The organism is Alloalcanivorax venustensis (genome assembly GCF_047495515.1).
Lineage (GTDB): Bacteria > Pseudomonadota > Gammaproteobacteria > Pseudomonadales > Alcanivoracaceae > Alloalcanivorax > Alloalcanivorax venustensis.
This window is the reverse complement of record NZ_CP179934.1, coordinates 297544-322322: the sequence shown is the minus strand read 5'-3', so window position 1 is coordinate 322322 and position 24779 is coordinate 297544. Positions and strand designations below refer to the sequence as shown.

Genomic DNA, 24779 nt, shown 5'->3' with positions numbered 1-24779 from the left:
CATCAGTGTATGACCCGTGGGTCAGGAATCAAGCGACCGGCGCTCAACCGAACAGATAGCGAAGCAGCATGGCCAGGCAGACGATCACGATCAACGGCCGGATCAAACGCGCGCCACCGCGCAGCACCGCGTGGGAACCGAGCCAGGCGCCGGCCATCTGGCCGGCGATCATCACCGCGCCGGTGACCCACAGCACCTTGCCGCCGACCACGAACAGCGTCAGCGAGGCGATGTTGCTGGCGAAGTTCAGCGCCTTGGCCTGGGCGGTGGCGGTGATCAGATCCTGGCCGCGCAGGGCGACGCCGGTGAGCGAGAAAAACGAACCGGTGCCCGGCCCGAAGAAGCCGTCGTAGAAGCCGATCACCGGCACCACGGTGCGCTCGTACAGGCGCGCGGACAGGCGCGGTGCCCGGGTCACGCTGCCGGCGCCGGGGCTGAACAGGAAATACAGCGCGATCACCGCCAGTACCACCGGCACCAGCACCTGCAGGGCGTCGCTGTCGGTGAGCTGCACCAGCACCGTGCCCAAGGCGCTGCCCCCCAGCGACCACAGGAACGGACGCCTCAGCCCCGCCAGCGTTTCGGCGAAGCGCCGCCGGCGCAGCAGCATGAAGGTGGCCATGCCGGAGCCGAAGGTGCCCTGCAGCTTGTTGGTGGCGAGCGCGTTTACCGGGTTCAGTCCGGCCAGCAACAGCGCCGGCAGGGTCAGCAGGCCTCCGCCGCCGGCCAGGGTATCGATAAAGCCCGCCAGCAGGGCGACCCCACCCAGTATCAGTAATAGCGACAGTTCCAGTTCCACGCTTCGCCTCCCTTCCAGGCCACGAGTTTAACGTGAACGGCGCCGCCGCTGTTAAACAGTGTTAAGCGGGGGCGTTGTCCGGCGCGGCGGGGCGTAGGATGAAAAGCGTTAGTCGTGGTTGCCCAAGGACGGCAGCCGATACCCGAAAAGGAGCAGTACCATGCGAAATCTCACCGTTTTACTGGCCACCGGTGCGCTCACCGGCACGTTATTCCTGGCCGGCTGCCAGCCGCCGGACGAGGACGACGCCAAAAAGGCGGCGGACGACGAAGAGACCGTTCCGCATCCGCCCATTGAAGAATCCCGGCCCGGCGAAGAGACCGGCGCCGAGCAAACCGGCGGCCCCGCCGACGGCAGTGAGGAAGAGGCCGGTGGCGGTTATGAGTCCGCCCAGCAACCGGATGCCGCCGCCACCGGTGAGGACGCCGCCACCTTCACCGACACCCGATTCCGCATTGCGGTGAACTACCCGGAATCCCTGCAACAGGTGCCCACTGAAGACGGCGAGGCCGGGGACACGGCGCAATGGCACGCCTTCGCCGACGGCCGGGAGGGCCAGCGCCTGCTGACCCTGAAAGTACCCGGTGAGGTGGACGCGCGCTTTCAGCTCGGCGCCAGCCGCAATACCAAGGCGCTCACCCACTGCAAGGACCTGCCCGAGGGCGTCGACCAGGAGAGCAAGCAGACGCAGACCATCGACGATGTGGCGTTCACCCGCTTCGACGTGACGCGCACCGAAGGCGACCAATACACCACCATCCGCAGCTACCGCGCCACCTACACCGAGTCCTGCTACGCCATCGATCTGATTGCCCGCGGCAGCGGCGGCCAGGGCGAGGCGGCGGACCGCCAGACCGAGGCCCTGGAAACGCTGCAGACGGTGCTCGACGGGGTCCGGTTCACTGAGTAACCGGCTCGTCGTTGTGGGTCTCCTTGACCCGGAACCAGGCCGCGTACAGCGCCGGCAGAAACAGCAGGGTCAGCGCGGTGGCGACGATCAGCCCGCCCATGATCGCCACCGCCATGGGGCCGAAGAAGTCGCTGCGTGACAGCGGAATCATCGCCAGCACCGCGGTCAGCGCGGTCAGCGCGATGGGCCGGAAACGGCGCACCGTGGACTCGATGATCGCGTCCCACTGGCTGCGGCCCTGGCTGATGTCCTGCTCGATCTGATCCACCAGGATCACCGAGTTGCGCATGATCATGCCGGTCAGCGCGATGGTGCCGAGCATCGCCACGAAGCCGAACGGCTCGCCGAACAGCAGCAGGAACAGGGTCACGCCGATCAGACCCAGCGGCGCGGTGAGGAACACCATGGTGGTCAGCGAGAAGCGGCGCAGCTGCAGCATCAGCAGGGTGATCACCACCAGCACGAACAGCGGCAGGCCGGCGTTCACCGAGCTCTGGCCGCGGGCGGATTCCTCCACGGTGCCGCCCACCTCCAGCAGATAGCCCGGCGGCAGCGCCTCGCGCACGCCCTGCAGCTTGGGCTGCAACTGACCGACCAGGGTGGCGGGTTGCTCGTCTCCGTAGATGTCGGCGCGCACGGTGACCGTGGGCAGCCGGTTGCGGTGCCAGATGATGCCTTCCTCGAAGCCGTACTCCAGGGTCGCCACCTGATTGAGCGGCACGCTGCGGCCGGTCTCGGTCTGCACCGCCAGGTTGCCCAGTTGCCCCAGAGCCTCGCGCTCGCGGGCGTCGCCGCGCACTTCCACGTCGATCAGCTCGTTGTCCTCGCGGTACTGGCTCACCGCCACGCCGGACAGGGAGCTCTGCAGCGCCCGGGACAGGTCGGCGGTATTCACGCCCAGGGCGCGGGCGCGGTCCTGGTCCACGTTCAGGCGCACCACCTTGCTGGGCTCTTCCCAGTCCAGATGCACGTTGGTCACCGCCGGGTTGTCGCGCACCACGGCGGCCACGTCGCGGGCCAGCTCACGGACCTTGGGAATGTGCTCGCCGGAGACGCGGAACTGAATCGGGTAGCCCACCGGCGGGCCGTTCTCCAGCCGCGACACCCGGCTGCGCAGGGTGGGGAACTGCTCGCGCATGGTGTCGATCAACCAGGCGCGGATTTCCTCGCGCTGTTCGATGCTGTCGGTGAGCACCACGAACTGGGCGAAGCTGGCCGCCGGCAACTGCTGGTCCAGCGGCAGATAGAAGCGCGGCGAGCCGGCGCCCACATAGGCCACGTAGTGGTCGATGTCCGGGTTGTCGTCGAGCAGTTTCTCGAGCCGTTCCGTCTGCGCCTGGGTGGCCTCCAGGGAGGCGCCCTCGTGCAGCTTCAGATCCACCATCAGCTCCAGCCGCGCCGAGGGCGGGAAGAACTGCTGCGGCACCAGCCGGAACAGCGCCAGCGAGCCCACGAAGATCAGCAGGGTCAGGGTGATCACGGTTTTGCGGTAGCGCACGCACCACAGCACCAGCCGCCGGAAGCGCTGGTAGAAGGGTTTCTGATAGGGATCGTGCACCTTGCCGTCGGCGTCGCGGCGGGCCAGCTCCGGCAGCAGCTTGTCGCCCAGGTAGGGCACGAACACCACGGCGGTGATCCAGGACACCAGCAACGACAGCGTCACCACCTGGAAGATCGAGCGGGTGTATTCGCCGGTGCCGGACTCGGCGGTGGCGATGGGCAGAAAGCCGGCGGCGGTGATCAGCGTGCCGGTGAGCATCGGGAAGGCGGTGCTGGTCCAGGCGAAGCCGGCCGCCTTCAAGCGGCTGAAGCCCTGCTCCATTTTTATCGCCATCATCTCCACGGCGATGATGGCGTCGTCCACCATCAGGCCCAGCGCCAGCACCAGCGCGCCCAGGGAGATCTTGTGCAGGCCGATGTGGAAGTAGTGCATCAGCGCGAAGGTCATCGCCAGCACCAGCGGAATCGACAGCGCCACCACCAGGCCGGTGCGCGCGCCCAGCGAGAAGAAGCTCACCAGCAGCACGATCACCAGCGCTTCGATCAGCACCTGCACGAATTCGCCGACGCCGGCCTCCACCGCCGCCGGTTGGTCGGACACCTTGCTCAGCGTCAGGCCCGCCGGCAGCGTGTCCTGCAGGCGCTTGAATTCGGCGTCCAGGTTTTCACCCAGGGCGAGAATGTCGCCGCCGTCCTTCATCGACACCGCCAGGCCGATGGCGTTTTCGCCCAGAAAGCGCATGCGCGGTTCGGCCGGGTCGCTGAAGCCGCGGAACACCTCGGCGATGTCGCCCAGGCGCAGGGTGCGGCCGTTCACGTCGATGGGGAAACGGCGGATCTCCTCCACCGACCGGAACTGGCCGGACACCCGCAGGCGGACCCGGTCGCTGGGGGTCTCGAAGAAGCCCGCCTGGGCCACCGCGTTCTGCGATTGCAGCGCCTGCTGCACCGCGCCCATGGGAATGCCCAGGGACGCCAGCTTGGTGTTGGACAGCTCCACCCAGATTTTCTCGTCCTGGACGCCCACCAGCTCCACCTTGCCGGCATCCTCCACGCGCTGCAGGGCGAGCTGCAGGCGCTCGGCGTAATCCTTCATCAGCGCGTAGTCGAAACCGGGCCCGGTGAGCGCGTAGATGTTGCCGAAGGTGGTGCCGAACTCGTCATTGAAGAACGGCCCCTGGGCGTCCGGGGGCAGGGTGTGCTTGATGTCGCCGACCTTCTTGCGCACCTGGTACCAGAGGTCGGGGATTTCCGAGGAGTGCATGTCGTCGCGGGCCACGAACAGCACCTGCGACTGGCCGGGCCGGGAGAACGAGGTGATGCGGTCGTAGTCGCCGGTCTCCATCAGCTTCTTCTCGATGCGTTCGGTGACCTGGCGGCTCACCTCCTCGGCGCTGGCGCCCGGCCAGACGGTGTTCACCACCATCACCTTGAAGGTGAAGGGCGGGTCTTCGCTCTGGCCCAGCTGCGAATAGGAGAGGGCGCCCAGGGCGCCCAGCAGGATCATCGCATAGAGCACCAGGGCACGGTTTCGCAGGGCCCATTCGGAAAGGTTGAAGCGCATCGCTACTCTCCACCTTCCTGGCCGTCACCCAGGCTGACCTGACGGTTCCGCCGGTCCACCGGGCGCACCTTCTGCCCTTCACGCAGCACCTGGGTGCCGGCGGCCACCACCCAGTCGTCCGCCGACAGGCCCTCCAGCACCGGCACCCGGTCTTCCCGGTAGGCGCCGGTGCGCACCGGGGTTTTCACCAGCGTGGCGTCATCCGGGTTCACCACCCACACGAAACTTTCGCCCTGGTCGGCGGTGACCGCCGCCAGCGGCACCGTGAGCACATCGGCGCCGCCGTTGGCGTGGTCCACCAGCACCCGCGCGCTCTGGCCCAGCTCGGCGTCCGCGGTGTCGTCGTCGAAGGCGACGCGGGCCTCGAAGGTTCGCGAGCTCGGGTCCGCCGCCGGCGCCAGCTCGCGGATGCGTCCCGGGAAGGGTTCGCCGGGGCGCGACCACAATTCGATGGCCACCTCGTCGCCCACCTGGAACCGCTTCACATCCTGCTCCGGCAGATCGATGACCACTTCCCGGTCGCCGTCCACCGCCAGCACAAACACCGCCTGGCCGGCGGCCACCACCTGACCGGCCTCCGCCAGACGTTGCGCGATGACGCCGGTTTCCGGCGCTTCCAGCACCGCGTAATCGGCCTGGTTGCTGGCCACCTTGAGCTGCGCGCGGGCCTGCTCCAGCTGGGCGTCGCTGGCCTCGGCGCGGCTCTCCACGGAATCGAACTGGGACTGGCTGATCACCTGCCGCTCGAGCAGGGTGCGGTAGCGCTCCAGCTCGCTGCGCGCCAGCCGCTGGTCCGAGCGGGCCGAGGCCAGCCGGGCGCGGGCCGCGTCCAGCTCCAGCCGCACGTCCTCGGCGTTCAGCTCCGCCAGCGGCTGGCCGGCTTCCACCCGGTCGCCCACGGTCACCATGCGGCGGCTGATCTTGCCGCCGATGCGGAACGCCAGCTCCGGCTCGTAACGGGCGCGCACCTCGCCGGGGTAAATATCGCGCAGGGCGTCGCCGGTACCCGGCTGGACCACCAGGGCCGGACGCGGGCTGGTGTCGCTTTCGGGCTCCGCCGGGGAACAGGCGGCCATCACCAAGGCCAACGGCAGTAGAGCGAGCAGTGGATAACGCGACATGCCGGAAACCCCCAGAGCATGGTTTGTGGAATGACGTAAAAAGGGCGCCGACCGCCCCCGGGCAATGCTATACTCGCCGGTATAGTAAGTTTATTGAACTCTTTGGTCCACTATCTCTTGGGGCCACTATTTGTTTGGCCGAAGGTTTGGAGAAGCATGCCTGATAACGACTCCCAGACGGCTCTGCGTGGACGGCCCAAGGACCCGGCCAAGCGCGAGGCGATTCTCGATGCCGCCAAGGCGCTGTTCATCGCCCAGGGGTTCGCCGGCACCAGCATGGACGCGGTGGCCACCGAGGCCGGTGTCTCCAAGCTCACCGTCTACAGCCACTTTTCCGACAAGGCGACGCTGTTCGCCGCCGCCGTGGAAGCCAAGTGCGAAGGGATGATGCCCTTCCCGATCTTTTCCCTGGAGGCCGGCGACGACCTGACCGTGGTCCTGGAGCGCATCGGTCACGCCTTTGTCACTCTGATCAACAGCGAAGAGGCCATCGCCCTGGAGCGACTGATGGCGAGTCTGGCCGGCCAGGACACCGAGATGGCCCGGCTGTTTTTCGAGGCGGGACCGCAGCGCACCCTCAACGAAATGGAGCGCCTGCTCACCCGGGCCCGCGAACGCGGTCTGGTGCGGCTGGGCGATCCCGCCGCCGCCGCGGAGCTGTTCTTCGGCATGCTGCAGAGCTGCCGCCACATGCAGCTGGTGATCGGCTGCGGCGAAGCGCCTACCGAGCAGGACGCCAAGGCGCACGTCCGCGAGGTGGTGCGCGTCTTCCTGAAAGGCTATGGGGTGGCTCCCTCCTGACAGAGCGGCCCGGGATTGTGGGAGCTTGCTTGCAAGCGAAAGGGAGCGAAGCTCCCGGCAGGATTCCAGAGCCCTGTCTAACAGCCGCACAATCGGCGTCTCTGGCATCCTGCCGGCCGGCAAGCCGGCCTTTCGCGGGCAGGGCCCGCTCCCACAAGCAAGCTCCCACAGCCAGGTCCGAAAACGGCGAGTCGAGCGCCCCCGCACCGTCTATGATGGCCCCATGTGGATCAATGACGATGTCTGTTATCAGGCGCTGACCGCCCGCGACGCCCGTTTCGACGGGCAGTTCTTCGTCGCCGTGGTGACCACCGGGGTGTACTGCCGGCCGGTGTGCCCGGCTCGCGTACCGCGGCGGGACAATTGCCGCTTTTTCCCCAGCGCTGCCGCCGCCGAAGCCGGCGGCTATCGCCCCTGCCTGCGCTGCCGCCCCGAGCTGGCGCCCGGCCACGCCAGCGTCGACGCCCGCCGCCGGCTGGCGCGGGCGGTGGCGGCGCGCATCGACGAAGGCGGCCTCACCGACAACCACCTCGGCGCCCTGGCGGCGGAGCTGGGCGTCAGCGACCGCCACCTGCGGCGTACCTTCGGTGATGAGTTCGGCGTTTCGCCGGTGGCCTACGCCCAAACCCAGCGCCTGCTGCTGGCCAAGCGGCTGCTCACCGACACCGGCCTGCCGGTCACCGAAGTGGCGCTGGCCGCCGGGTTCGGCAGCGTGCGCCGCTTTAATGCGCTGTTCCGCCAGCGCTACCGGCTGCAGCCCTCGCAACTGCGGCGCCTGCCGACCAGCCGTCACCAGGACAGCCTGGATTTTCAGCTCGCCTACCGCCCGCCGCTGGACTGGCCCCGCCTGCTGGCGTTTCTCGGCCAGCGCGCCATCGCCGGCGTCGAAGCGGTGGACGACGGCGTCTACCGGCGCACCGTGGCGTTGTCGAGCCAGGGCCAGGCGCTGCGCGGCTGGCTGGCGGTGCGGCCGGTGCCGGGCCGGCCGCTGCTGGCGGTGACCCTGTCCGCGTCGCTGGCAAGGGCGGTGCCGGAGGTGCTGGGACGGTTGCAGCGGTTGTTCGATCTCGGCTGCCAGCCGCAGGAAGTGAGCGCCCGCCTCGGCGAACTCGCCGAGGCGCATCCGGGCCTGCGCGTGCCCGGCGCGTTCGACGGTTTCGAGGCGGCAGTGCGTGCGGTGCTCGGCCAGCAGATCACGGTGCGCGCCGCCTGCACCCTGGCCGGTCGGGTGGCCGCCGCGCTCGGCGAGCCGCTGGCGACCCCCTTCGCCGGCCTGACTCATACCTTTCCGGACGCCGAACGGGTGGCGGAGAGCCGCGCCGACACCCTCGGTGAACTGGGTATTATCCGCACCCGGGTGAAGGCGATACAGGTGCTCGCCCGGGCCTGCGCCGACGGCGATCTGGTGCTGGCGCCGGGCGCGGCGGTGGAAGACACCCTGGCGCGCCTGCAGGCGCTGCCCGGCATCGGCGACTGGACCGCCCAATATCTGGCGATGCGCGCCCTGGGCTGGCCGGACGCGTTTCCCGCCGCCGACTACGGCGTGCTCAAGGCCCTTGGCGAAACGTCCCCGGCGCGCGCCCGCGAGCGCGCCGAGGCCTGGCGCCCCTGGCGGGCCTACGCGGTGATGCACCTTTGGCAAAGCCTGGAGAAAGGCGAAGAGAAAGGAGAGCGACAATGACGGACTATGTAGCGATTCCCGGCCCCCTGGGGGCCATGCTGGTGGCCGCCGACGAACGGGCTCTGCTGGGGGTCTGGTTCGAGGGCCAGAAATACCACCCGGACCCGGCCGGCTGGACCCACCGTCCGGACAACCCCTTGCTGGCCCGCGCCGCGGAGCAGTTGCGCGGTTACTTCGAGGACCAGGGGCGCGCCGGCTTCGACCTGCCGCTGGCGCGGCGGGGCACCGCCTTTCAACAGGCGGTATGGGCGGAGCTGCGCCGTATCCCCGCCGGCGAGACCTGGACCTACGGCACCCTGGCGGCCCGTCTCGGGCGCCCGGCGGCGGTGCGCGCCGTGGGCGCCGCGGTGGGGCGAAACCCCTGGTCGTTACTGGTTCCCTGCCATCGGGTGGTGGGCGCCAACGGTTCACTGACCGGTTATGCCGGTGGCGTGGGGCGCAAGGCCTGGCTGCTGGACTGGGAAAGCGGCCGCGAACCGGAGGCTTATTCGCCGGCGGCGCAGGCGCTGGCCGGCACCGCCCGGTAGCCCTGGTGGCGGCGGGTGCGCCAGCACAGGTAGACGCCGCCCACCATCACCAGGCAGCTGCCGGCGAAGGCCACCCGGAAGCCTTCGCTCCACTCCACCACCAGGCCGGCCAGCGCCGGCCCCAGGAACTGGCCGGTGGCATAGAACAGGGTGACGAAGCTCACCGCCACCGGCGCCTGATGGGGCGGCACGGTCTCCGTGGACGCCGCCAGAATGGAGGTGAACAGGCCGGCCACGCACAGCCCCAGAATCACGAAGTGGGCGACGAACGCCCAGGGCTGAGGCCAGATCACCGGCAGGGCGGTGGCCAGCAGCGACAGCGACATGGACAGCACCAGGCCGTTGGAATAGCCCAGCCGGTCCGCCAGCCAGCCCCAGAACGGCCCGGCGAAGATCGACAGAATCCCCATCAGCGACACCAGATGCCCGGCGCTCAGCGCCGTCAGGCCGCCGTCCAGCGCGAAGCTGTACATAAAGGTGACCTGCACGATGTAGGTGAGCCCGAGCACGCCGTACACCAGCCCCACGGTGACCACATGGGGGTTACGGAAGATCGGTTCGCCGGGGCCGCCGACACCGGTGGCGGCGTCGGTGCTGGCGGCCATGGGCCGCTCCGGGTTGCGCAGAAACAGCAGCACCAGGGTGGTCACCAGGGCGCCGCCGGCGGCGAAGCTCAGCCACACATGGCGCCAGCCGTCGCTGGTGTCCGCCTGGGTGAGCGCCGGCACCAGCGCGCCGGCCAGCAGCATGCCGGCGCCCACGCCGCTGTTGGTGAAGCCGATCACCGAGCCGCGCCGCTTCGGGTAGGTATTGGCGAGCAGCGAAATCAACGGCGTGTAGCCGAAGGCGGTGCCCATGCCGAGCATCACCATCAGCGCCAGCAGCACCCGGTAATCGCTGGCCTGGCTGAGACCGATAAAGCCCAGCGTCACCAGCACCAGCCCCAGCAGCACCGACTGCTTGCCGCCGAAACGGGCGGCGAACACCCCCGCCACCATCACCAGCAGCAGATAGCCCAGCGCGGTGGCGGTGCTCAGGTTGGCGGCCTGGGCATAGCTCAGCCCCAGGCCGTCGCGCATGGCCGGCAGCACCAGGCCGTAGCACAGGCGCGCGAACACCAGCACCACCACGGTGCACATGGCACCGGTGGCGACCATCAGGACAAAGGGGGGACGCTGCTGGAAAAAACGCATGGTGATCCTCAAGGGCGCTGAGCGCTTCGTTATTATCTCTCGCCGCCCGGCCAGGAAGGGCAAGCGGCTTTACCCGAGTTACCCGGTCGAGTGTAGCTCAGCCGCGCGGCGCTCGCATACCAAAGGGTATGTCAGGCGCGCCATCAGCGGTCATTGCACTCACGGCGCCCGGTGCCGTGATAAACTGCCGCTTTTGCGCGAGCGAGCCACCCATGACCGACGACACCCCTACCCTGCGCCTCAAGAAAAACGAGGAACGCCGCCTCAAGGCCGGCCATGAATGGATCTACGCCAACGAAGTGGACACCGCCCACAGCCCGCTCAAAAGCCTGCCCGCCGGCACCGCCTGCGTGGTGGAAGACAGCCGTGGCAAGGCGCTCGGTCGGGCCTTTATGAGCCCCAATTCACTGATCGCCGCCCGCCTGTACAGCCGTGACGTGAAACAGGAACCGTCGCGCAGCTTCTTCAAGAAGCGCATCGAGCAGGCGCTGGCGTTGCGCGAGACGCTCTATCCGCAGCCCGGCTACCGGCTGGTGCACGGCGAGGCGGACGGCCTGCCCGGCCTGGTGGTGGACCGCTACCAGGACACCCTGGTGATGCAGGCGGGCACCGCCGGCATGGAGGCCCATCTGGACACCGTGGCGACGGCGCTGGACGCGGTGCTGTCGCCGGCCAATATCGTGGTCAAGAACGAGGCCGGCGTGCGCGAACTGGAAGACCTGCCGCTCTACACCCGCGCCCTTAAAGGCGAGGTGCCGGAAAGTGTGGAACTGCACGAGAACGGCGGCCGTTTCCAGGCGCCGCTGCGCGAAGGGCAAAAGACCGGCTGGTTCTTCGATCACCGTAGTGCCCGGGCGCGCATGGCGCCGCTGGCCAAAGGCGCCCGGGTGCTGGATGTGTTCGCCTACTGCGGCGGCTGGGGCGTGCAGGCGGCCATGGCCGGCGCCGCCGAAGTGACCGGCATCGACAGCTCGTCGCTGGCGCTGGAATACATGCACCGCAACGCGGAAATGAACGGCGTGGCGGAGCAGCTGCGCACCCTGGAAGGCGACGCCACCACCGCCATGAAGCAACTGCTCGCCGACGGCGAAAAGTTCGATCTGGTGATTCTGGATCCGCCCGCTTTTATCAAACGGCGCAAGGATTTCAAGAACGGCCTGGCCGGCTACCACGCCATCAACGAACTGGCGGTGCGGCTGGTGAAGCCGGGCGGCTATCTGATTTCCGCGTCCTGCTCCATGCACCTGCCGGCGGACAAACTGCTCGACGTGGTGCGTTCCTCCGCCCGGCACATCGACCGTTCACTGCAGGTGATCGGCTTCGAAGGGCAGGGGCCGGATCACCCGGTGCACCCGGCGATTCCGGAAACCGCCTACCTCAAGAGTTGGTTCGCGCGACTGCTGTTCCGTTTTTAACGGAACAGCGGCAAGCCGCGAGCTTCAATCGGCAAGCGAACAGCCATCCTCCGGTACGGCCTGCTTGTCGCTTGCGGCTTGAGGCTTGCAGCCCTTAAAACCAGACCGCCAGCGCCACGACGACCAGCACCCCGGCAGTGGTTCGTTCCACCTTGCCGTGGTGCCGGCGCAGGGCCGCGAGCACCGGCCCGCGCGCCAGTAACAGCGCCACCAGGCTGTACCAGCCACCGTCGATCACCACCGCCGTGGCGGCCACCTGCACCCGGGCGGCCATGGCCATGTCCGCGCTTACGAACTGGCTGAACAGCGCCAGGAAGAACAGCGCCACCTTGGGGTTCAGAAACGCGATCAGAAAGCCGTCGCGCACCGCGTTGCCACCGGCCCCGGCGTCCGGCTCCGGCGCCGGGCGCGCGGCGGCGCGCCAGCTGCCCAGTGCCAGCCATAATAAAAACAATGAGCCGGCCAGCCGGATGGCGATTTCCAGCTGCGGAAAACCGCGCAGCACCACCGCCAGCCCCGCCACCGTGGCGACCGCGTACACGCCGATGCCGGCGGCGTGGGCCAGCCCGGCGCCCACCCCGGCCCGTGCCGAGCCGCGCAGCGTGTGGCGGGTCACCACCGCCAGGCTGGCCCCCGGGGTCATGGCGCCCAGCGCGCACACGCCGATCAACAGCAGCCAGTCGTTTACAGCAAGCATGGGTATCCTCGTCGCCTCTGGAAGTGATGATGCCTTTTATATGCGTTAGGTAAACTTAGGTGTTGTTTTTTCCTTTATTGCAAACCTGTCGCCGGCGCTGTGGCCGCTCTCCGGCCTTTCTGATTACTCTCCCTACCTTTGTGGTTATTTATCCGCCCACGCGGATTTTGCTGTGCATAAAAAGCAGGTATCGGGAGAACAACAATGTCAGGTATTTCCATGCACACCGGGCGCGGCGCCGCGATGGCGCTGTGCACTTTGCTCGCATTAAGCGCCTGTGGCGGTGACAGTGGCTCCGGCGGCGAGACCACTGCCAACGCGCCGCAACAGCGTGACGCCGCCCCCACGGCGGTGGACCGGGGCCGCGAGATATTCCGCTTCGAGACGTTCGGCAACCAGGGTTTCTGGACCAGCGCCATGCGCCTGCCCCAGGGCATCGAGGACAGCGGCATGACGCCGCTGCAGGCCCTGGAAATGGGGCTGAACATCAACACCGCCGCGCTTGAGCCGCAACAGGCCGAGGCGTTGCGCAACGCCGCCGCCCGCATCGAGGCCGGCGCCGAGCCGGCCGATACGGTGCTGGCGGAGCCGACCCGCCTCAACGCCTGGCTCAACCAGGGCGCGGTGATCGGGCTGGTGCCGTTCCGCGCCGACGGCGAACGCAAGCCCCTGGGCAGCAGCGACGGCTTCACCGGCGGCGGCCTCAACCTGGCCGCCGGCGACCGGCTCGGGGTGAGTTGCGCGCTCTGCCACGCCAGCACCGACGGCGAGGTGCTGGCCCCAGGCGTGGCCGGCGCCGGGTCCGCCGGGCAACCGGTGGACGGCGTCATCGCCCGCGACCTGGATGTGGGCGCGCTGTTCGCCACCGCCAATAACCCGCTCGCCTACCTGCCGTTGCTGCAGCTGCGCCTGGACCAGCCGGACGCCGGCGGCGACGACGACCAGGGCGGCCTGCTCGACGGCCTGCTGCCCTCCGGGCCGGAGCCGGAGCCCTATGACGGCGTCACCGTCGGGCGCGGCGACTTCGCCGGCATCCCCGCCGACGGCACCGTTGAGGAGGCCACCGCCGCCGCCCGCGAGTACCTTACCGGCACCTACCAGCAGGACGGCGAGACCCGGCGCTACTACCCGCGCACCTCGTTCGACGGCACCCCGGACGGCCTCGGCAACGCCTCCATCACGCCGCCGTTCTTCCGCACCGACCTGGCGGCGCCGGGCAGCCACGCCGGCATCTTCGAGAAGGTCGACGACTTCAACAATCTGGATTACACCGTCGCCATGGAACCCACCAGCCTGCTCACCGAATCCGGGCGTGCCTTCCTGAACGTGGTCGCCGGCCGCCTGGGCGACGAGATCGCCCGGCGCTACGAAGCGGTGCTGCGCGACACCGGGGTGATCCCGGAGGGCATGGCCGCCACCGATGTGATTCCGTTCGTCGAGGTGGAGCGCACCGACCTGCCGGTGGGCGCCCCGGCCGGCCCGGTGGGCCGCCGCGTCGCCCAGCGGAAACTGGATGACCTGCGCGCCTACACCGACCAACTGCCGGCGCCGGCCGCCCCCGACGATCTGGACGCCGACCAGGTGGCCGCCGGCCGCGCCCTGTTCACCACCGGCCGGGAAGACGGCGGCGCCGGCTGCGTGGCCTGCCACACCGCCGACCCCAACCAACCGGTCTCCGCCGAGGTGGTCCCCATCGAAACCCTCTACCCGGCCTACAACGACGAGCTGCTGGTGCTGTTCGAACGGTCCACGGTGAGCGACTTCAGCGACGTCCAGGACGCCCGCGGCGGCCCCGCGCCGGCCTACGACGACTCCGTGGTCGCCCTCGACGCCACCCTGCGCGGCGGCCGGCGCGGCTTCGCCCAGCCGCTGCTGCTGGCCCTGGACGGCAAGGCCCGCTTCCTGCACGACGGCTCGGTGCGCGGCAGCGACGCCCGGGACGGCCTCGACCGCCTGCTCGACCCGGCCCGGGGCGAGCAGGCCCCGCATCCCTTCTACTTCCCCGAGAACCTGGACCAGGGCGATGACGCCCAGGGCCGCGCGGCGCTGGTCGAATACCTGCGCAGCCGCACCACGGATCAGGAGGAATAAGACAGGTCTCTGGTATCCCGCCGGCAAGCTCCGCTTGCCTTTCGCGGGCGGGGCCCGCTCGCACAAGGGCTCCGCTCCCGGCGCCGGGCTACGGAGCCCACCATCAGACCCGAACCCTCAAGGATGCTCGGCAAACACCTTAACGCCGTCCTCGCCATACAGCAGCACCTGGTAATCGTCCTGCCGGTCGCCCATCTCCATCCCGGGCGACCCCACCGGCATGGCCGGCACCGTCAGCCCGTGGGCATCGGGTTTCTGCTCCAGCAGGCGGCGCACGTCTTCCGCCGGCACATGGCCCTCGATGGCGTAGCCGTCGATAAAGGCGGTGTGGCAGGAGCCGAGCCCCGGACGCAGCTGTGCTTTTTCCTTGATCGGCTGCAGGTTCTGCACGTCGTGGGTGACCACGTCGAACCCGTTGTCGCGCATGTGGTCCGCCCATTTTTCGCAGCAGCCGCAGGTCGGTGATTTATACACCTCCAGGGTGCCGGCCTCGGGGGCCTCGGCGACGGCCAAGGAGCTGGCCACCAGCAGGCCGGCGGCGGTCAGTAAACGCTTCATGGTTCTATCCTCGTGTCAGTGAACGATCAGTTTGCCCTGGTACATATTCATCTGGCAGGTAAAGCGGTAGGTGCCCGGTTGCTCCGGCGTCAGCGTCACCGTGGTGGTTTCCCCCACCGGTAAATACTCGCTGACGTCGAGGCCGTGGAACACTACCTGTTCGGCGCAGGGGCTGGCGTCGCGTCGCTCGAAGCGCAGCGACAGCGGTTCGCCGGCGTTGCTCTCGATCACCGCCGGCTCATAGACCCCGTCGTCGACGATAATATCCACCGCGCCGTGAGTGGCGCGCCGTGCCTTGCCGGCGCCGGCCAGCCAGAACCACCAGACGATCAGCGCCATCAGCGCCAGGCCGGAGAGATTGATCAACCAGCTCATGAGTCGTGCCTCCCCTCGGCCGTGCGGCGGTCCGCTTTGTTGGGTTTGAAGAAGCGCAGCCGGTTGGCGTTGCTGACCACGGTCACCGAGCTCAGCGACATGGCGGCGCCGGCGATCACCGGGCTGAGCAGCCAGCCGGTGAACGGGTAGAGCAGACCGGCGGCCACCGGCACGCCCAGGCTGTTGTAGACGAAGGCGCCGAACAGGTTCTGCTTGATGTTGCCCAGCGTCGCCCGGGAGATCGCCATGGCGTCGGCGACGCCGTGCAGCGAGCCGCTCATCAGCGTGACGGCGGCGGACTCGATGGCCACGTCGGTGCCGGTGCCGATGGCGAAGCCCACGTCCGCCTGGGCCAGGGCCGGGGCGTCGTTGATGCCGTCGCCCACCATCGCCACCTTGGCGCCGTCCTGCTGCAGCCGCTTCACTTCGCGGGCCTTGTCCTCCGGCAGCACCTCGGCGAGCACCTCGTCGACGCCGGCCTGGCGGGCGATGGCGTCGGCGCTGGCCTGGATATCGCCGGTGATCATGATCACCCGCAGGCCGCGCTCACGCAGCCGGCGGATCGCCTCGGCGGCGTCGTCCTTGATGCGGTCGGCGACGCCCAGCACGCCGATCACCCGGTCGTCGCGGGCCAGGAACAGCGGCGTGGCGGCGTCCTGGCTGAGCGCGGCGGCTTGGTCCTGCAGCGCCAGGGTGACCCCTTCCTGCTCCAGCCAGCGGCGGTTGCCCAGCCGCAGGGTGGCGCCGTCGAGCCGGGCGCTGACGCCCTTGCCGTTAAGCGCCTGGAAGTCGCTGACCGACCGCGGTGACAGGCCGCGTTCCTCGGCGGCGGTCATAATCGCCCGGGCCAGCGGGTGTTCCGAGCCCGCTTCCAGGCTGGCGGCCAGCGTCAGCACTTCCTCCTCGGTGTCGCCGTCGGCGGCCAGCACCCGGGTCAGCGCCGGGCGGCCCTCGGTGATGGTGCCGGTCTTGTCCAGCACCACGGTGTCCAGGTCGGCGGCGGTCTGCAGGGCCTCGCCCTGGCGGATCAGGATGCCGTACTCGGCGGCCTTGCCCACGCCCACCATCACCGACATGGGCGTGGCCAGGCCCAGGGCGCAGGGGCAGGCGATGATCAGCACCGTGGTGGCCGCCACCATCATGTGCGAGAACGGCGGCTGCGGCCCCAGATTGAACCAGGCCAGAGCGGCGGCCACCGCGATCAGCATGATGGCGGGCACGAACACCGCCGACACCCGGTCCGCCAGACGCCCGATCGGCGGCTTGGTGCCCTGGGCTTTTTTCACCAGCTCGATGATCCGCGCCAGGGCGGTGTCCGCGCCCACCCGGGTGGCCCGGTAGATCAGCGTGCCGCCCTCGTTCAGGGTGCCGGCGGCGACGCTGTCGCCGGGGCCCTTGGCCACCGGCATCGGCTCGCCGGTGAGCATGGACTCGTCCAGCCGGCTGCTGCCTTCTTCCACTTCGCCGTCCACGGCGATTTTCTCGCCCGGGCGCACCCGCACGCGGTCGCCGGCCACCACCTGTTCCACCGGAATGTCCTGTTCGCCGCCGTCACGCAGAACGCGGGCGGTTTTGGCGCGCAGGTCGAGCAGGCGTTTGACGGCGGCGCTGGTCTTGCCCCGGGCGCGCACTTCCAGGGCCAGGCCCAGGCTGATCAGGCCGATGATCATGGCGCTGGCCTCGAAATAGACATGGCGGGCCGCTTCCGGCACCAGCCCCGGCGCCAGCACCACCACCATGGAGTACAGCCAGGCGGTGCCGGTGCCCAGCGCGATCAGCGTGTCCATGTTGGCGTTGTGGTGGCGCAGGGCTTTCCAGGCGCCGACGAAGAACGGCCGCCCGGGCACCGCCAGCACCGCCAGGGTGATCACGCCCACCGCCAGCCAGGCGGCCTGGCTCCAGGTGCCCGGCTGCACCGTCATGCTGCCGCCGAGCAGGCCCCACAGCATCAGCGGCGCGCCCACGCCCAGGCCGTAGCCGGTGTGGCGCAGCAGCTGCCGGTAGTGGGCCTGCTCGCGCTCCTCCCGTTCCTGGTCGGCGCGGCGCGGGTCGTCGATCACGCTGGCGCCGTAGCCGGCGCTTTCCACCGCGCGGATAAGATCCCGCGGCGCCGCCTGGCCGCTTACCCGGGCGCTGTGGTCGGCCAGGTTCATGCTCGCCTCGCGGACGCCGGCCACGCCGCCCAGGGCGGTTTCGATGCTGCGAACGCAGGAGGCGCAGGTGGCGCCGGTGATCGCCAGCTGGATGTCGCCGCCGGACCGGGCACTGTCGCTGCCTTCGGATTCGGATTCGGGCTCGGGCTCCGGCTCGGGCGCCGGTTTCACGCCGTAACCGCTCTCCGCCAGGGCGCGGGTCAGTGCCTCGGGCCGGGCGTCGCCGCGCACGGTGACCGTCTGTTCATCGAGATCCACCTGGATCTCGTCGGCGCCGGGCACCGCCCCGAGGGCGGTCCGGATTTTTTTGGCGCAGCCCTGGCAGGTGGCGCCCTGAATCGGCAAGTGATGCGTGCGCATGGTGGTGGCTTCCGTATTGATCAACGGGAACAACGATCAGTGACCAGTGTTAAACCTTGGGGCAACCCCAAGGTCAAGCAAGGCGTTGCGGCGCGCCTGAAAAACGACAAAAAAGCGTGAAAATGAAAACTTTTATAAAAGGGTCATAAAGCGCGAGGCCGGTACTGGTAGAGGGTCGCGGGCAGGTGGATGATGGCGCTCATCCTGATCGACCATTTGAAAGCGAGGACATGGAAATGTTGAAGAAGACCCTGATGGCATCCGCGATCGCCGCGGCTTCCCTGGCCAGCATCAACGCCCAGGCCCAGAGCCAGCAGACCACGCCGGTTCGCGACAACGGCTTCTCGTACACCTACGGTCAGTTCGGTTATGACAACTGGGATTACGACAACGGCCCGGATGTGGACGTGCTCAGCGGTGAAGGCTCCTTCGCCCTGGACGAGCATCTGTTCCTGCGCGGCGGCGCCAGCTTCTACGACGGCGACTACGACAGCCCGGGCAGCGACGACGTGGACGGCAACCGCCTGTACGTGGGCGCCGGCTTCCACACTCCGCTGCAGCGCGGCCTGGATCTGGTCGGTACCGCCGACGTGATCCGTGACGACAACGACTTCAATGACGAAGAGTGGGGCTACGCGGTGAGCGGCGGCCTGCGTCATCAGACCACCGAGGTGCTGGAGCTGTCCGGCGGCGTGCTCTACGAAGATATCTATGACGGTAACTTCGGTGTCTACGGCCAGGGCCTGGTCAATCTGAACCGCTCCTGGGACGTGGGCGCCCGGGTGGCCTTCACCGACGATTCCGACAACATCGGTGTGTTCGGGCGCTACAACTTCTAAGCCCGGACCCGATCCTGCTTCAGGACGAAGACTCCCGCCAAGGAAGGCGGACCAGCGCGGCTACGGCCGCGCTTTTTTTGTGCCCCTTTTTGACGGGGCGGATATCTCCAGCAGGTTCTCTCCATCTGGGGGAGCGTGTCTGTGTTCTGCCCTTCCGGGAACGCCGTGAACCCGTCCCTGGGGGCTCCCTGTCGAACGTCCTGTTCTCCAGGGTCCCGGAAGGGCAGAACACAGACCCGCTCGGTGGGGAGATTCCAATTCTCCGGGTTATCGCTGGCGCTGAACCTTTCTGCAACGGTCCGGGCGGTGTTTTCACACGGTCAACCTGACCCGTGGCGGTTCCGCTGCCCAGTGAGCGGGGCAATGGTGGTGCCTGGAGGGAGCTGTTTGGCCAGGGAGGGCCAAACTAACAGCGGCCAGGGATGGCTTGAGCGGTCCCGGAAGGCACCACCATTGCACCGCGTCTCCGATACCGAGCACCGGACACCGGGAGATCCAGGTTTCTGGGATCCTGCCGGGAGCTTCGCTCCCTTTCGCGGGCAGGGCCCGCTCCCACAAGGCCCGCTTCCACAAGGTTGGCTCCAAAACCGGGTTAGCCGCCGTGCGCGTGCAGCCATTCGCCGAGCGGGGCCCAGCTGTCTTCTTCCACAGCCTGGTCGAGGGCCGTTTGGAAGCCGGGGTAGCCGCTTTCCAGGGCGGCGCGGGCGTCGCGGTTGGCGTCGGCGCTCAGTTGTGTCAGGGCCGCCTTCGGCTGGGTTTCCTCGAGGATCTCCACGCTGACCGAGGGAATGTACAGGCCTTCCTCGGGCGCGGTGGCCTGGCGGTGGGTCTGGAGCGCGGCGAGGCGGTCGTCCAGGGTTTCCAGGGCGCAGCGCAGCGATGTCAGGCTGAGGCCGTCGTCCCGGTGGAGGGCGTTGAGGTCCGCCTGCAGCTGGTCGGCGGCCAGTTTCAGGTAGGTGCGGCGCCGTTCGCGCAGGGCCGCCGCCGGCTCATCCCCTTCCGCGCGCAGGTCCTTGGCCTGGCGGGGCGCGCCTTCGGCGCCGGCGATCAGCAGGCGGATCGGCTGGAACCCCAGGGCCACTTCGCCGTCGGCGGTGGCGCCTTGCTGGCGGCGCAGGCTGGCGGCGCTGAGCTCCAGGGCCGGGTCGTTGACGATGCCGGAGTCCGGCCAGGCGGGCAGGGCGTCCACATAGGCCGGGTAGAGCGGCCAGGCGTCCAGGCGCTGCAGCGGCGTCTGGCGGTCGCCGGCGCAGGCCTGCGCGGCCAGGGTCAGGTAGTGGCGGTTGAAGGCGTCGTACAGGTCGCGCCAGCGGCGGTCGGCGGTGGCCAGCGTGTCCGCGTCCGGCGCCGCCAGCAGGGCACGCAGCGCGTCGCGCCACTCGCCGCGCCGGCTTTCCAGGGGGGCGCCGCTGTCGGTGGTCAGTTCGAGGGGCTGGTCGGCGCTTTGCGCGAGCGTCGGCGGGCGCGCGGCGGTGTCCTCTTCGGGCGGCCGGTCGCAGCCGGGCAGGGCGACCGCGGTGGTGGCGATCAGGACGGCGGCGAGGCGGAAACGGCGGATCACGACGGCGCCCTCAGCGACAGGATCGGCCAGCCCAGTTCCCGGGCGTGGCGTTCCAGGGTCGGGTCCGGGTCCACGGCCACCGGGTGATCCACCTTGCGCAGCAGGGGCAGGTCGTTGTGGGAATCGCTGTAGAAGTAGCTGCCGTCGAGCGTTTCCTGGTGTTCGACGAGCCATTCGGAGAGCCGCTCCACCTTGCCGTACTGATAACTGGGGATGCCTTTGACGCGGCCGGTGTAGAGGCCGTCGGCGTCGGTAGCCGCCTGGGTGGCGATCAGCCACGGCACGCCCAGGCGGGCGGCGATGGGCGCGGTGATGAAATCATTGGTGGCGGTGATGATCATCAGGGTGTGGCCGCGCTCGCGGTGGTCGGCGATCAGCTGCTCGGCGGCGGGCAGCCAGATGCTGTCGATCACCGTGTCCATGTAGCGCTGGCGCAGGCGGTCGAGTTCTTCCAGCGGCCGCCCCTTGAGCACGCCGAGCATGAATTCCTGGTACGCGAAGATGTCCAGCCGGCCGTCCTGATAGTCCTGGAAGAAACCGTCATTGGCGGCTTTGAAGCCATCAGCATCAACGATACCCTGGTCGATCAGGAATTCCCCCCAGAGATGGTCGGAATCTCCGGCGATCAAAGTGTTGTCCAAGTCGAAAATAGCCAGTGTCATGGGCCCTCCCCTGTCAGGGTCGCTAGCTTAGCAGAGGCGATGGGCGCACCGTGAACCGGTGCCGGCGATCCGCCTGATTCAGGGCGCCGATTGATTGCCCCGGGCCCGGCAAGGTTTAATGGCAGTAATTGGGGGACGGCGGGCTCTCGTCGTTTCCACGGGATTGAAGACAATGACAGGCATTATTGACGACAAAGGATACCGGCTGAACGTCGGCATTGTGATCGCCGGCCCGGACGGCCGGGTGTTCTGGGGTCGCCGGGTGGGCAACCGCGATGCCTGGCAGTTTCCCCAGGGCGGCATGATGCCCGGTGAAAGCCCGGAAGAGACCCTGTTCCGGGAGCTGGAAGAGGAAACCGGCCTGTTGCGCGAGCATGTGCGCATTCTCGCCACCACCGAAGGCTGGCTGACCTACCGCCTGCCGCGCCGCTTTCTGCGTCCGCCGCGTAACCGCCCCACCTGCATCGGCCAGCGGCAGAAGTGGTATCTGCTGCGTCTGGAGGCGGGCGAAGCGGCCATCGACCTGGCCCGCTCACCGGTGCCGGAGTTCCAGGACTGGCGCTGGGTGAACTACTGGTACCCGATTCGCAAAGTGGTGCACTTTAAGCGCGGGGTGTACGCCCGGGCCCTGCGCGAGCTGGCACCGGCCTTGCGTGCCTTGCAGAAGCACTAGAAGCCTAAGAGGAATCCGCATGCTCGATACCCTGCGCCGCATCGTGCAGGAAGTGAACAACGCGCCTGACATCCCGTCCGCTCTGGATTTGATGGCCAAGCGCGTGCGCGATGCCATGGGCACCGAGGTGTGTTCCATCTACCTTCGCAACAACAGCGAAGAGCGTTACGTGCTGATGGCCTCCGAGGGCCTCAAGCGCGAGGCGATCGGCCGGGTCAGCCTGGGGCTTTCCGAGGGTCTGGTGGGGCAGGTGGGCCTGCGCGAGGAGCCCATCAACCTGGAAGACGCCTTCTCGCACCCGAAATTCCATTACCTGGCGGAAACCGGCGAGGACCCCTTCCACGCCTTCCTCGGCGTGCCGGTGATGCACCACGGTGACGTGCTCGGCATCCTGGTGGTGCAGCAGCGCGACGCGCGCCGTTTCGACCAGAGCGAGGAGGCCTTCCTGGTCACCATCTCGGCGCAGCTGTCGGCGGTGATCGCCCACGCCCACGCCTCCGGCGCGCTGTTCGAACAGCTCGACGCCCACGAGAAACTGCCCACCATCTATGACGGCCAGTCCGGCGCCTCCGGCGCGGCCATCGGCCAGGCGGTGCTGCTGTTCCCGGAAACCGACCTGTCCTCGGTGCCGGACCGGGAAGTGGAGGACGTCAACGCGGAGATCGCCCTGCTCGATGAGGCCCTGGTGCGGGTGCGCCAGGAAATCCGCGATCTGGCCGAGCGCGCCAAGAAGAGCCTGGGCGCCGAGGAACAGGCGCTGTTCGACGTCTACCTGCGCATGCTCGACCGCCACGCCCTGCCCGCCGAGGTGGTCGCGAAGATCCGCGAGGGGCACTGGGCCCAGGGCGCCCTGCGCATGGTGGTGGACGCCCATGTGCACAACTTCGAGATGATGGACGACCCCTATCTGCGGGAGCGGGCCGCCGACGTGCGCGACCTGGGCCGCCGGGTGCTGGGCCAGCTGCAGAGCCGCAACCGGCGGCAGATCGAATTCCCGGACGCCTGCATCCTGATGGGCGAGGACATCTCCGCGCCGATGTTGATGGAGATGCCCCAGGAGCGTCTCGCCGGCATCGTCACCACGCGCGGCTCGCGCAACTCGCACATGGCGATCGTCGCCCGCGCCATGGGCATCCCCACGGTGGTGGGCTGCCAGAACCTGCCGCTGAAGAAGCTCGACGGCAAGGAACTGATCATCGACGGCTTCCGCGGCCGGGTGATCGCCAACGCCACCGCCGAACTGAAGGAACAGTTCCAGGACATCATCGCCGAAGAGAAACATCTGCTGGCGGGCCTGGAAAAACTGCGCGACCTGCCGGCGCAGACCGAGGACGGCCAACGCATCTGTCTGCAGGTGAACACCGGCCTGATGACCGACATCAACCGCTCCATCGAGCGCGGCGCCGAAGGGGTGGGGCTGTACCGCACGGAAATTCCGTTCATGGTGCGCGACCGCTTCCCGTCGGAAGAGGAGCAGCGGCTGATTTACCGCGAGCAGCTGTCTCCGTTCGCGCCCCATTCGGTGACCATGCGCACCCTGGATATCGGCGGCGACAAGGCGCTCAGCTATTTCCCCATCGAAGAGGAAAACCCCTTCCTTGGCTGGCGCGGTATCCGCGTGACCCTGGATCACCCGGAGATTTTCATCGTCCAGGTGCGCGCCATGCTCAAGGCTTCGGAGGGCTTCGACAACCTGCGCATCATGCTGCCGATGATCACCAGTGTGTTCGAGGCCGAGGAAGCGCAGCACCTGATTCACCGGGCCTGGCTGGAAGTCCGCGAAGAGGGCGTGGACGTGGCGATGCCGCCGGTGGGCGTGATGATCGAGGTGCCCGCTTCGGTGTACCAGGCCCGGGCGCTGGCCCAGCGGGTCGACTTTCTGTCCGTGGGCACCAACGACCTGACCCAGTACCTGCTGGCGGTGGACCGTAACAACCGCCAGGTCTCCGACCTGTACAACTCCTTCCACCCGGCGGTGCTGCACGCGCTGCTGCATGTGGTGGAGCAGGCCCATGAGGAAGGCAAGCCGGTGTCGGTGTGCGGCGAGATGGCCGGCGACCCGGCCTCGGCGTTGCTGATCATGGCGATGGGCTACGACGCCCTGTCGATGAACGCCTCCAACCTGCTGCGCGTTAAGGCCGCCGTGCGTCAGGTCAACATGGGCTTCCTGCGCCGCCTGCTCAATGAGGTGTTGGCGATGGACAACGGCGAGGTGATCGCCTCCTACGTGGACCTGCAGCTCACCAAGGCCGGCCTCGGCGAGCTGATCCGTCACCGCAAAAGCGGGTGACGGGTTGGCGCTCCGTAGCCCGGTTCGGTCTCGGTGGCCGGTGTCCAGGACCCGCCGTGAATCCATCCCTGGAGGCTTGTGTTCGGCTCCCTGCCTCACACAGTCCTGGACACCGGCCACCGAGACCGAACCTCACTAATGGTGCCAGCCGCCAAGCTGCGCTACGAAGCAAGATTTGTGGGAGCGGGCCTTGCCCGCGAAAGGGTGGCTTTTAGCCACCCGGCGGGATACCAGAGACGCTCATGGGTTTTAGAGTGCCTGGCTGTAGCGGATCGGGCCGTCGGGTTGGCCGTCGGGGCGCCAGTTTTGCTCGGCCATTTCGATGTGGCCGTCTTGGTGCAGCTGCACCGCCGAGCTGGCGCGGGTGCCGTATTGGTCGGATTGGATGAACACCGGCGCCACCAGGCGTTCCAGTTCCCGGCTGACGCCGGTGTCGGGCAGTTCCGAGTCCGCCGGCTGATGGCGGTCGTTGACCACGTCGAGCAGTCCTTCCAGGCCGGCTTCCCGGCCCAGGGCGCGGTCCAGGTTGGCCTTGCCGCGCGCCACCTTGGGCCAGGGCTCGTCGAGCAGGCCGTTGGAGAGGCCGTGCAGGCCGGGGTCCACCGGCCGGGGCGCGGCGCCCCGGTTGCTCAGATACCAGAGCGTGCGGCGGTCACCGACCAGTAAATTAAACCCGGCATAGTGGTGCTGTTCATCGGCCAGGGCAGCGCAAAAGGCTTCCGGGGTGTCGCGGCTTTCCAGAAAGGCTTGGGGCAGCAGCCCCCGGGAGCGTTCGCCGCCGCCCGGTTCGGCGATCGGTTCGCGGAAATTGGTGATCACCGCGAAGCGGCCGTCGCGGTGGATGCCCAGCCAGGTGCCGCCGGCGCGGATATCCAGGCCGCAGAAGACGTCGCCGCGCCAGCGCGCCGCCTCGGTGGGGCGGGCGTGGAACTCGTCGCGGTTGGCGGCCACGGAGAGCGGCGTGGCCGCGCCGGGCCGCCAGTCGAATAGCACAATGCACATGGGTAAC

General features: G+C 68.5%; 20 protein-coding genes. 9 read left to right on the top strand and 11 right to left on the bottom strand.

From position 1 onward, the window contains the following. Window positions 1-43: 43 nt before the first annotated feature. Window positions 44-799 (bottom strand): TSUP family transporter, encoded by a 756-nt coding sequence (locus tag ACMG4O_RS01530; protein WP_414434267.1) that lies wholly within the window; start codon window positions 797-799, stop codon window positions 44-46. Between the two features lie 160 nt (window positions 800-959). On the opposite strand from ACMG4O_RS01530, the gene ACMG4O_RS01525 reads away from it, so the two are divergent. Then, complete coding sequence (locus tag ACMG4O_RS01525; RefSeq protein WP_414434266.1) at window positions 960-1709, top strand: hypothetical protein; 750 nt, start codon at window positions 960-962, stop codon at window positions 1707-1709. On the opposite strand, the gene ACMG4O_RS01520 is transcribed toward ACMG4O_RS01525, so the two are convergent. Continuing rightward, complete coding sequence (locus tag ACMG4O_RS01520) at window positions 1699-4773, bottom strand: efflux RND transporter permease subunit (protein ID WP_414434265.1); 3075 nt, start codon at window positions 4771-4773, stop codon at window positions 1699-1701. The genes ACMG4O_RS01525 and ACMG4O_RS01520 overlap by 11 nt on opposite strands. Before the next feature lie 2 nt (window positions 4774-4775). Beyond that, window positions 4776-5894, bottom strand: a complete 1119-nt coding sequence (locus tag ACMG4O_RS01515) for an efflux RND transporter periplasmic adaptor subunit (protein WP_414434264.1) — start codon at window positions 5892-5894, stop codon at window positions 4776-4778. A 156-nt stretch (window positions 5895-6050) separates the two neighbouring features. Here ACMG4O_RS01515 and ACMG4O_RS01510 point away from each other — a divergent pair, with 156 nt between their 5' ends. From ACMG4O_RS01510 to ACMG4O_RS01500, 3 genes are all read left to right on the top strand, one after another. Next, a complete protein-coding gene (locus ACMG4O_RS01510) occupies window positions 6051-6695 on the top strand; it encodes a TetR/AcrR family transcriptional regulator (RefSeq protein WP_067612465.1) in 645 nt (214 codons plus the stop codon). 223 nt (window positions 6696-6918) lie between these two features. Continuing rightward, window positions 6919-8376, top strand: a complete 1458-nt coding sequence (gene alkA / locus ACMG4O_RS01505) for a DNA-3-methyladenine glycosylase 2 (RefSeq protein ID WP_414434263.1) — start codon at window positions 6919-6921, stop codon at window positions 8374-8376. Further along, window positions 8373-8903, top strand: coding sequence for a methylated-DNA--[protein]-cysteine S-methyltransferase (locus ACMG4O_RS01500; protein ID WP_414434262.1), 531 nt, complete (start codon window positions 8373-8375; stop codon window positions 8901-8903). Before alkA ends, ACMG4O_RS01500 begins: the two co-directional genes overlap by 4 nt. Here ACMG4O_RS01500 and ACMG4O_RS01495 read toward each other — a convergent pair. Continuing rightward, window positions 8861-10096: an MFS transporter gene (locus ACMG4O_RS01495; protein ID WP_414434261.1), complete on the bottom strand. Its 1236-nt coding sequence runs from the start codon at window positions 10094-10096 to the stop codon at window positions 8861-8863. The two genes, ACMG4O_RS01500 and ACMG4O_RS01495, sit on opposite strands and share 43 nt — an antisense overlap. Window positions 10097-10308: 212 nt before the next feature. On the opposite strand from ACMG4O_RS01495, the gene ACMG4O_RS01490 reads away from it, so the two are divergent. After that, a complete protein-coding gene (locus ACMG4O_RS01490) occupies window positions 10309-11511 on the top strand; it encodes a class I SAM-dependent rRNA methyltransferase (protein ID WP_414434260.1) in 1203 nt (400 codons plus the stop codon). 94 nt (window positions 11512-11605) lie between these two features. Here the strand turns inward: ACMG4O_RS01490 and ACMG4O_RS01485 are convergent, their stop codons facing one another. Continuing rightward, window positions 11606-12208, bottom strand: a complete 603-nt coding sequence (locus tag ACMG4O_RS01485; RefSeq protein WP_414434259.1) for a LysE family translocator — start codon at window positions 12206-12208, stop codon at window positions 11606-11608. A 204-nt stretch (window positions 12209-12412) separates the two neighbouring features. Here ACMG4O_RS01485 and ACMG4O_RS01480 point away from each other — a divergent pair, with 204 nt between their 5' ends. Next, entirely contained in the window at window positions 12413-14299 is a 1887-nt protein-coding gene (locus tag ACMG4O_RS01480) for a hypothetical protein (RefSeq protein WP_414434258.1), read from the top strand. 117 nt (window positions 14300-14416) lie between these two features. On the opposite strand, the gene ACMG4O_RS01475 is transcribed toward ACMG4O_RS01480, so the two are convergent. From ACMG4O_RS01475 to ACMG4O_RS01465, 3 genes are read right to left on the bottom strand one after another with little or no spacing between them, the layout of a single operon-like run. Continuing rightward, the gene (locus tag ACMG4O_RS01475) at window positions 14417-14857 is read right to left on the bottom strand and encodes a DUF411 domain-containing protein (RefSeq protein WP_194855199.1); all 441 of its coding nucleotides are present in this window, start codon (window positions 14855-14857) and stop codon (window positions 14417-14419) included. Window positions 14858-14872: 15 nt separating this feature from the next. Then, window positions 14873-15232 carry a cupredoxin domain-containing protein gene (locus tag ACMG4O_RS01470; protein WP_194855198.1) on the bottom strand — a complete coding sequence of 120 codons (360 nt, stop codon included), beginning with the start codon at window positions 15230-15232 and terminating at the stop codon, window positions 14873-14875. Further along, window positions 15229-17745: a heavy metal translocating P-type ATPase gene (locus tag ACMG4O_RS01465; protein WP_414434257.1), complete on the bottom strand. Its 2517-nt coding sequence runs from the start codon at window positions 17743-17745 to the stop codon at window positions 15229-15231. The genes ACMG4O_RS01470 and ACMG4O_RS01465 overlap by 4 nt, the downstream gene beginning before the upstream one ends. Before the next feature lie 236 nt (window positions 17746-17981). On the opposite strand from ACMG4O_RS01465, the gene ACMG4O_RS01460 reads away from it, so the two are divergent. Then, a complete protein-coding gene (locus tag ACMG4O_RS01460; RefSeq protein WP_414434256.1) occupies window positions 17982-18584 on the top strand; it encodes an outer membrane beta-barrel protein in 603 nt (200 codons plus the stop codon). Between the two features lie 592 nt (window positions 18585-19176). Here ACMG4O_RS01460 and ACMG4O_RS01455 read toward each other — a convergent pair. Both ACMG4O_RS01455 and ACMG4O_RS01450 read right to left on the bottom strand, forming a co-directional pair. Beyond that, window positions 19177-20145, bottom strand: coding sequence for an imelysin family protein (locus tag ACMG4O_RS01455; protein WP_414434255.1), 969 nt, complete (start codon window positions 20143-20145; stop codon window positions 19177-19179). Next, complete coding sequence (locus tag ACMG4O_RS01450; protein WP_414434254.1) at window positions 20142-20807, bottom strand: HAD family hydrolase; 666 nt, start codon at window positions 20805-20807, stop codon at window positions 20142-20144. The genes ACMG4O_RS01455 and ACMG4O_RS01450 overlap by 4 nt, the downstream gene beginning before the upstream one ends. Window positions 20808-20979: 172 nt before the next feature. On the opposite strand from ACMG4O_RS01450, the gene ACMG4O_RS01445 reads away from it, so the two are divergent. Together ACMG4O_RS01445 and ptsP are read left to right on the top strand one after the other, a co-directional pair. Next, window positions 20980-21480 carry an RNA pyrophosphohydrolase gene (locus ACMG4O_RS01445; protein WP_067612855.1) on the top strand — a complete coding sequence of 167 codons (501 nt, stop codon included), beginning with the start codon at window positions 20980-20982 and terminating at the stop codon, window positions 21478-21480. A 19-nt stretch (window positions 21481-21499) separates the two neighbouring features. After that, the gene (ptsP, locus tag ACMG4O_RS01440) at window positions 21500-23770 is read left to right on the top strand and encodes a phosphoenolpyruvate--protein phosphotransferase (RefSeq protein ID WP_194855193.1); all 2271 of its coding nucleotides are present in this window, start codon (window positions 21500-21502) and stop codon (window positions 23768-23770) included. 249 nt (window positions 23771-24019) lie between these two features. Here the strand turns inward: ptsP and ACMG4O_RS01435 are convergent, their stop codons facing one another. Next, complete coding sequence (locus tag ACMG4O_RS01435) at window positions 24020-24772, bottom strand: NRDE family protein (RefSeq protein ID WP_370202383.1); 753 nt, start codon at window positions 24770-24772, stop codon at window positions 24020-24022. Between the last annotated feature and the right edge of the window lie 7 nt (window positions 24773-24779).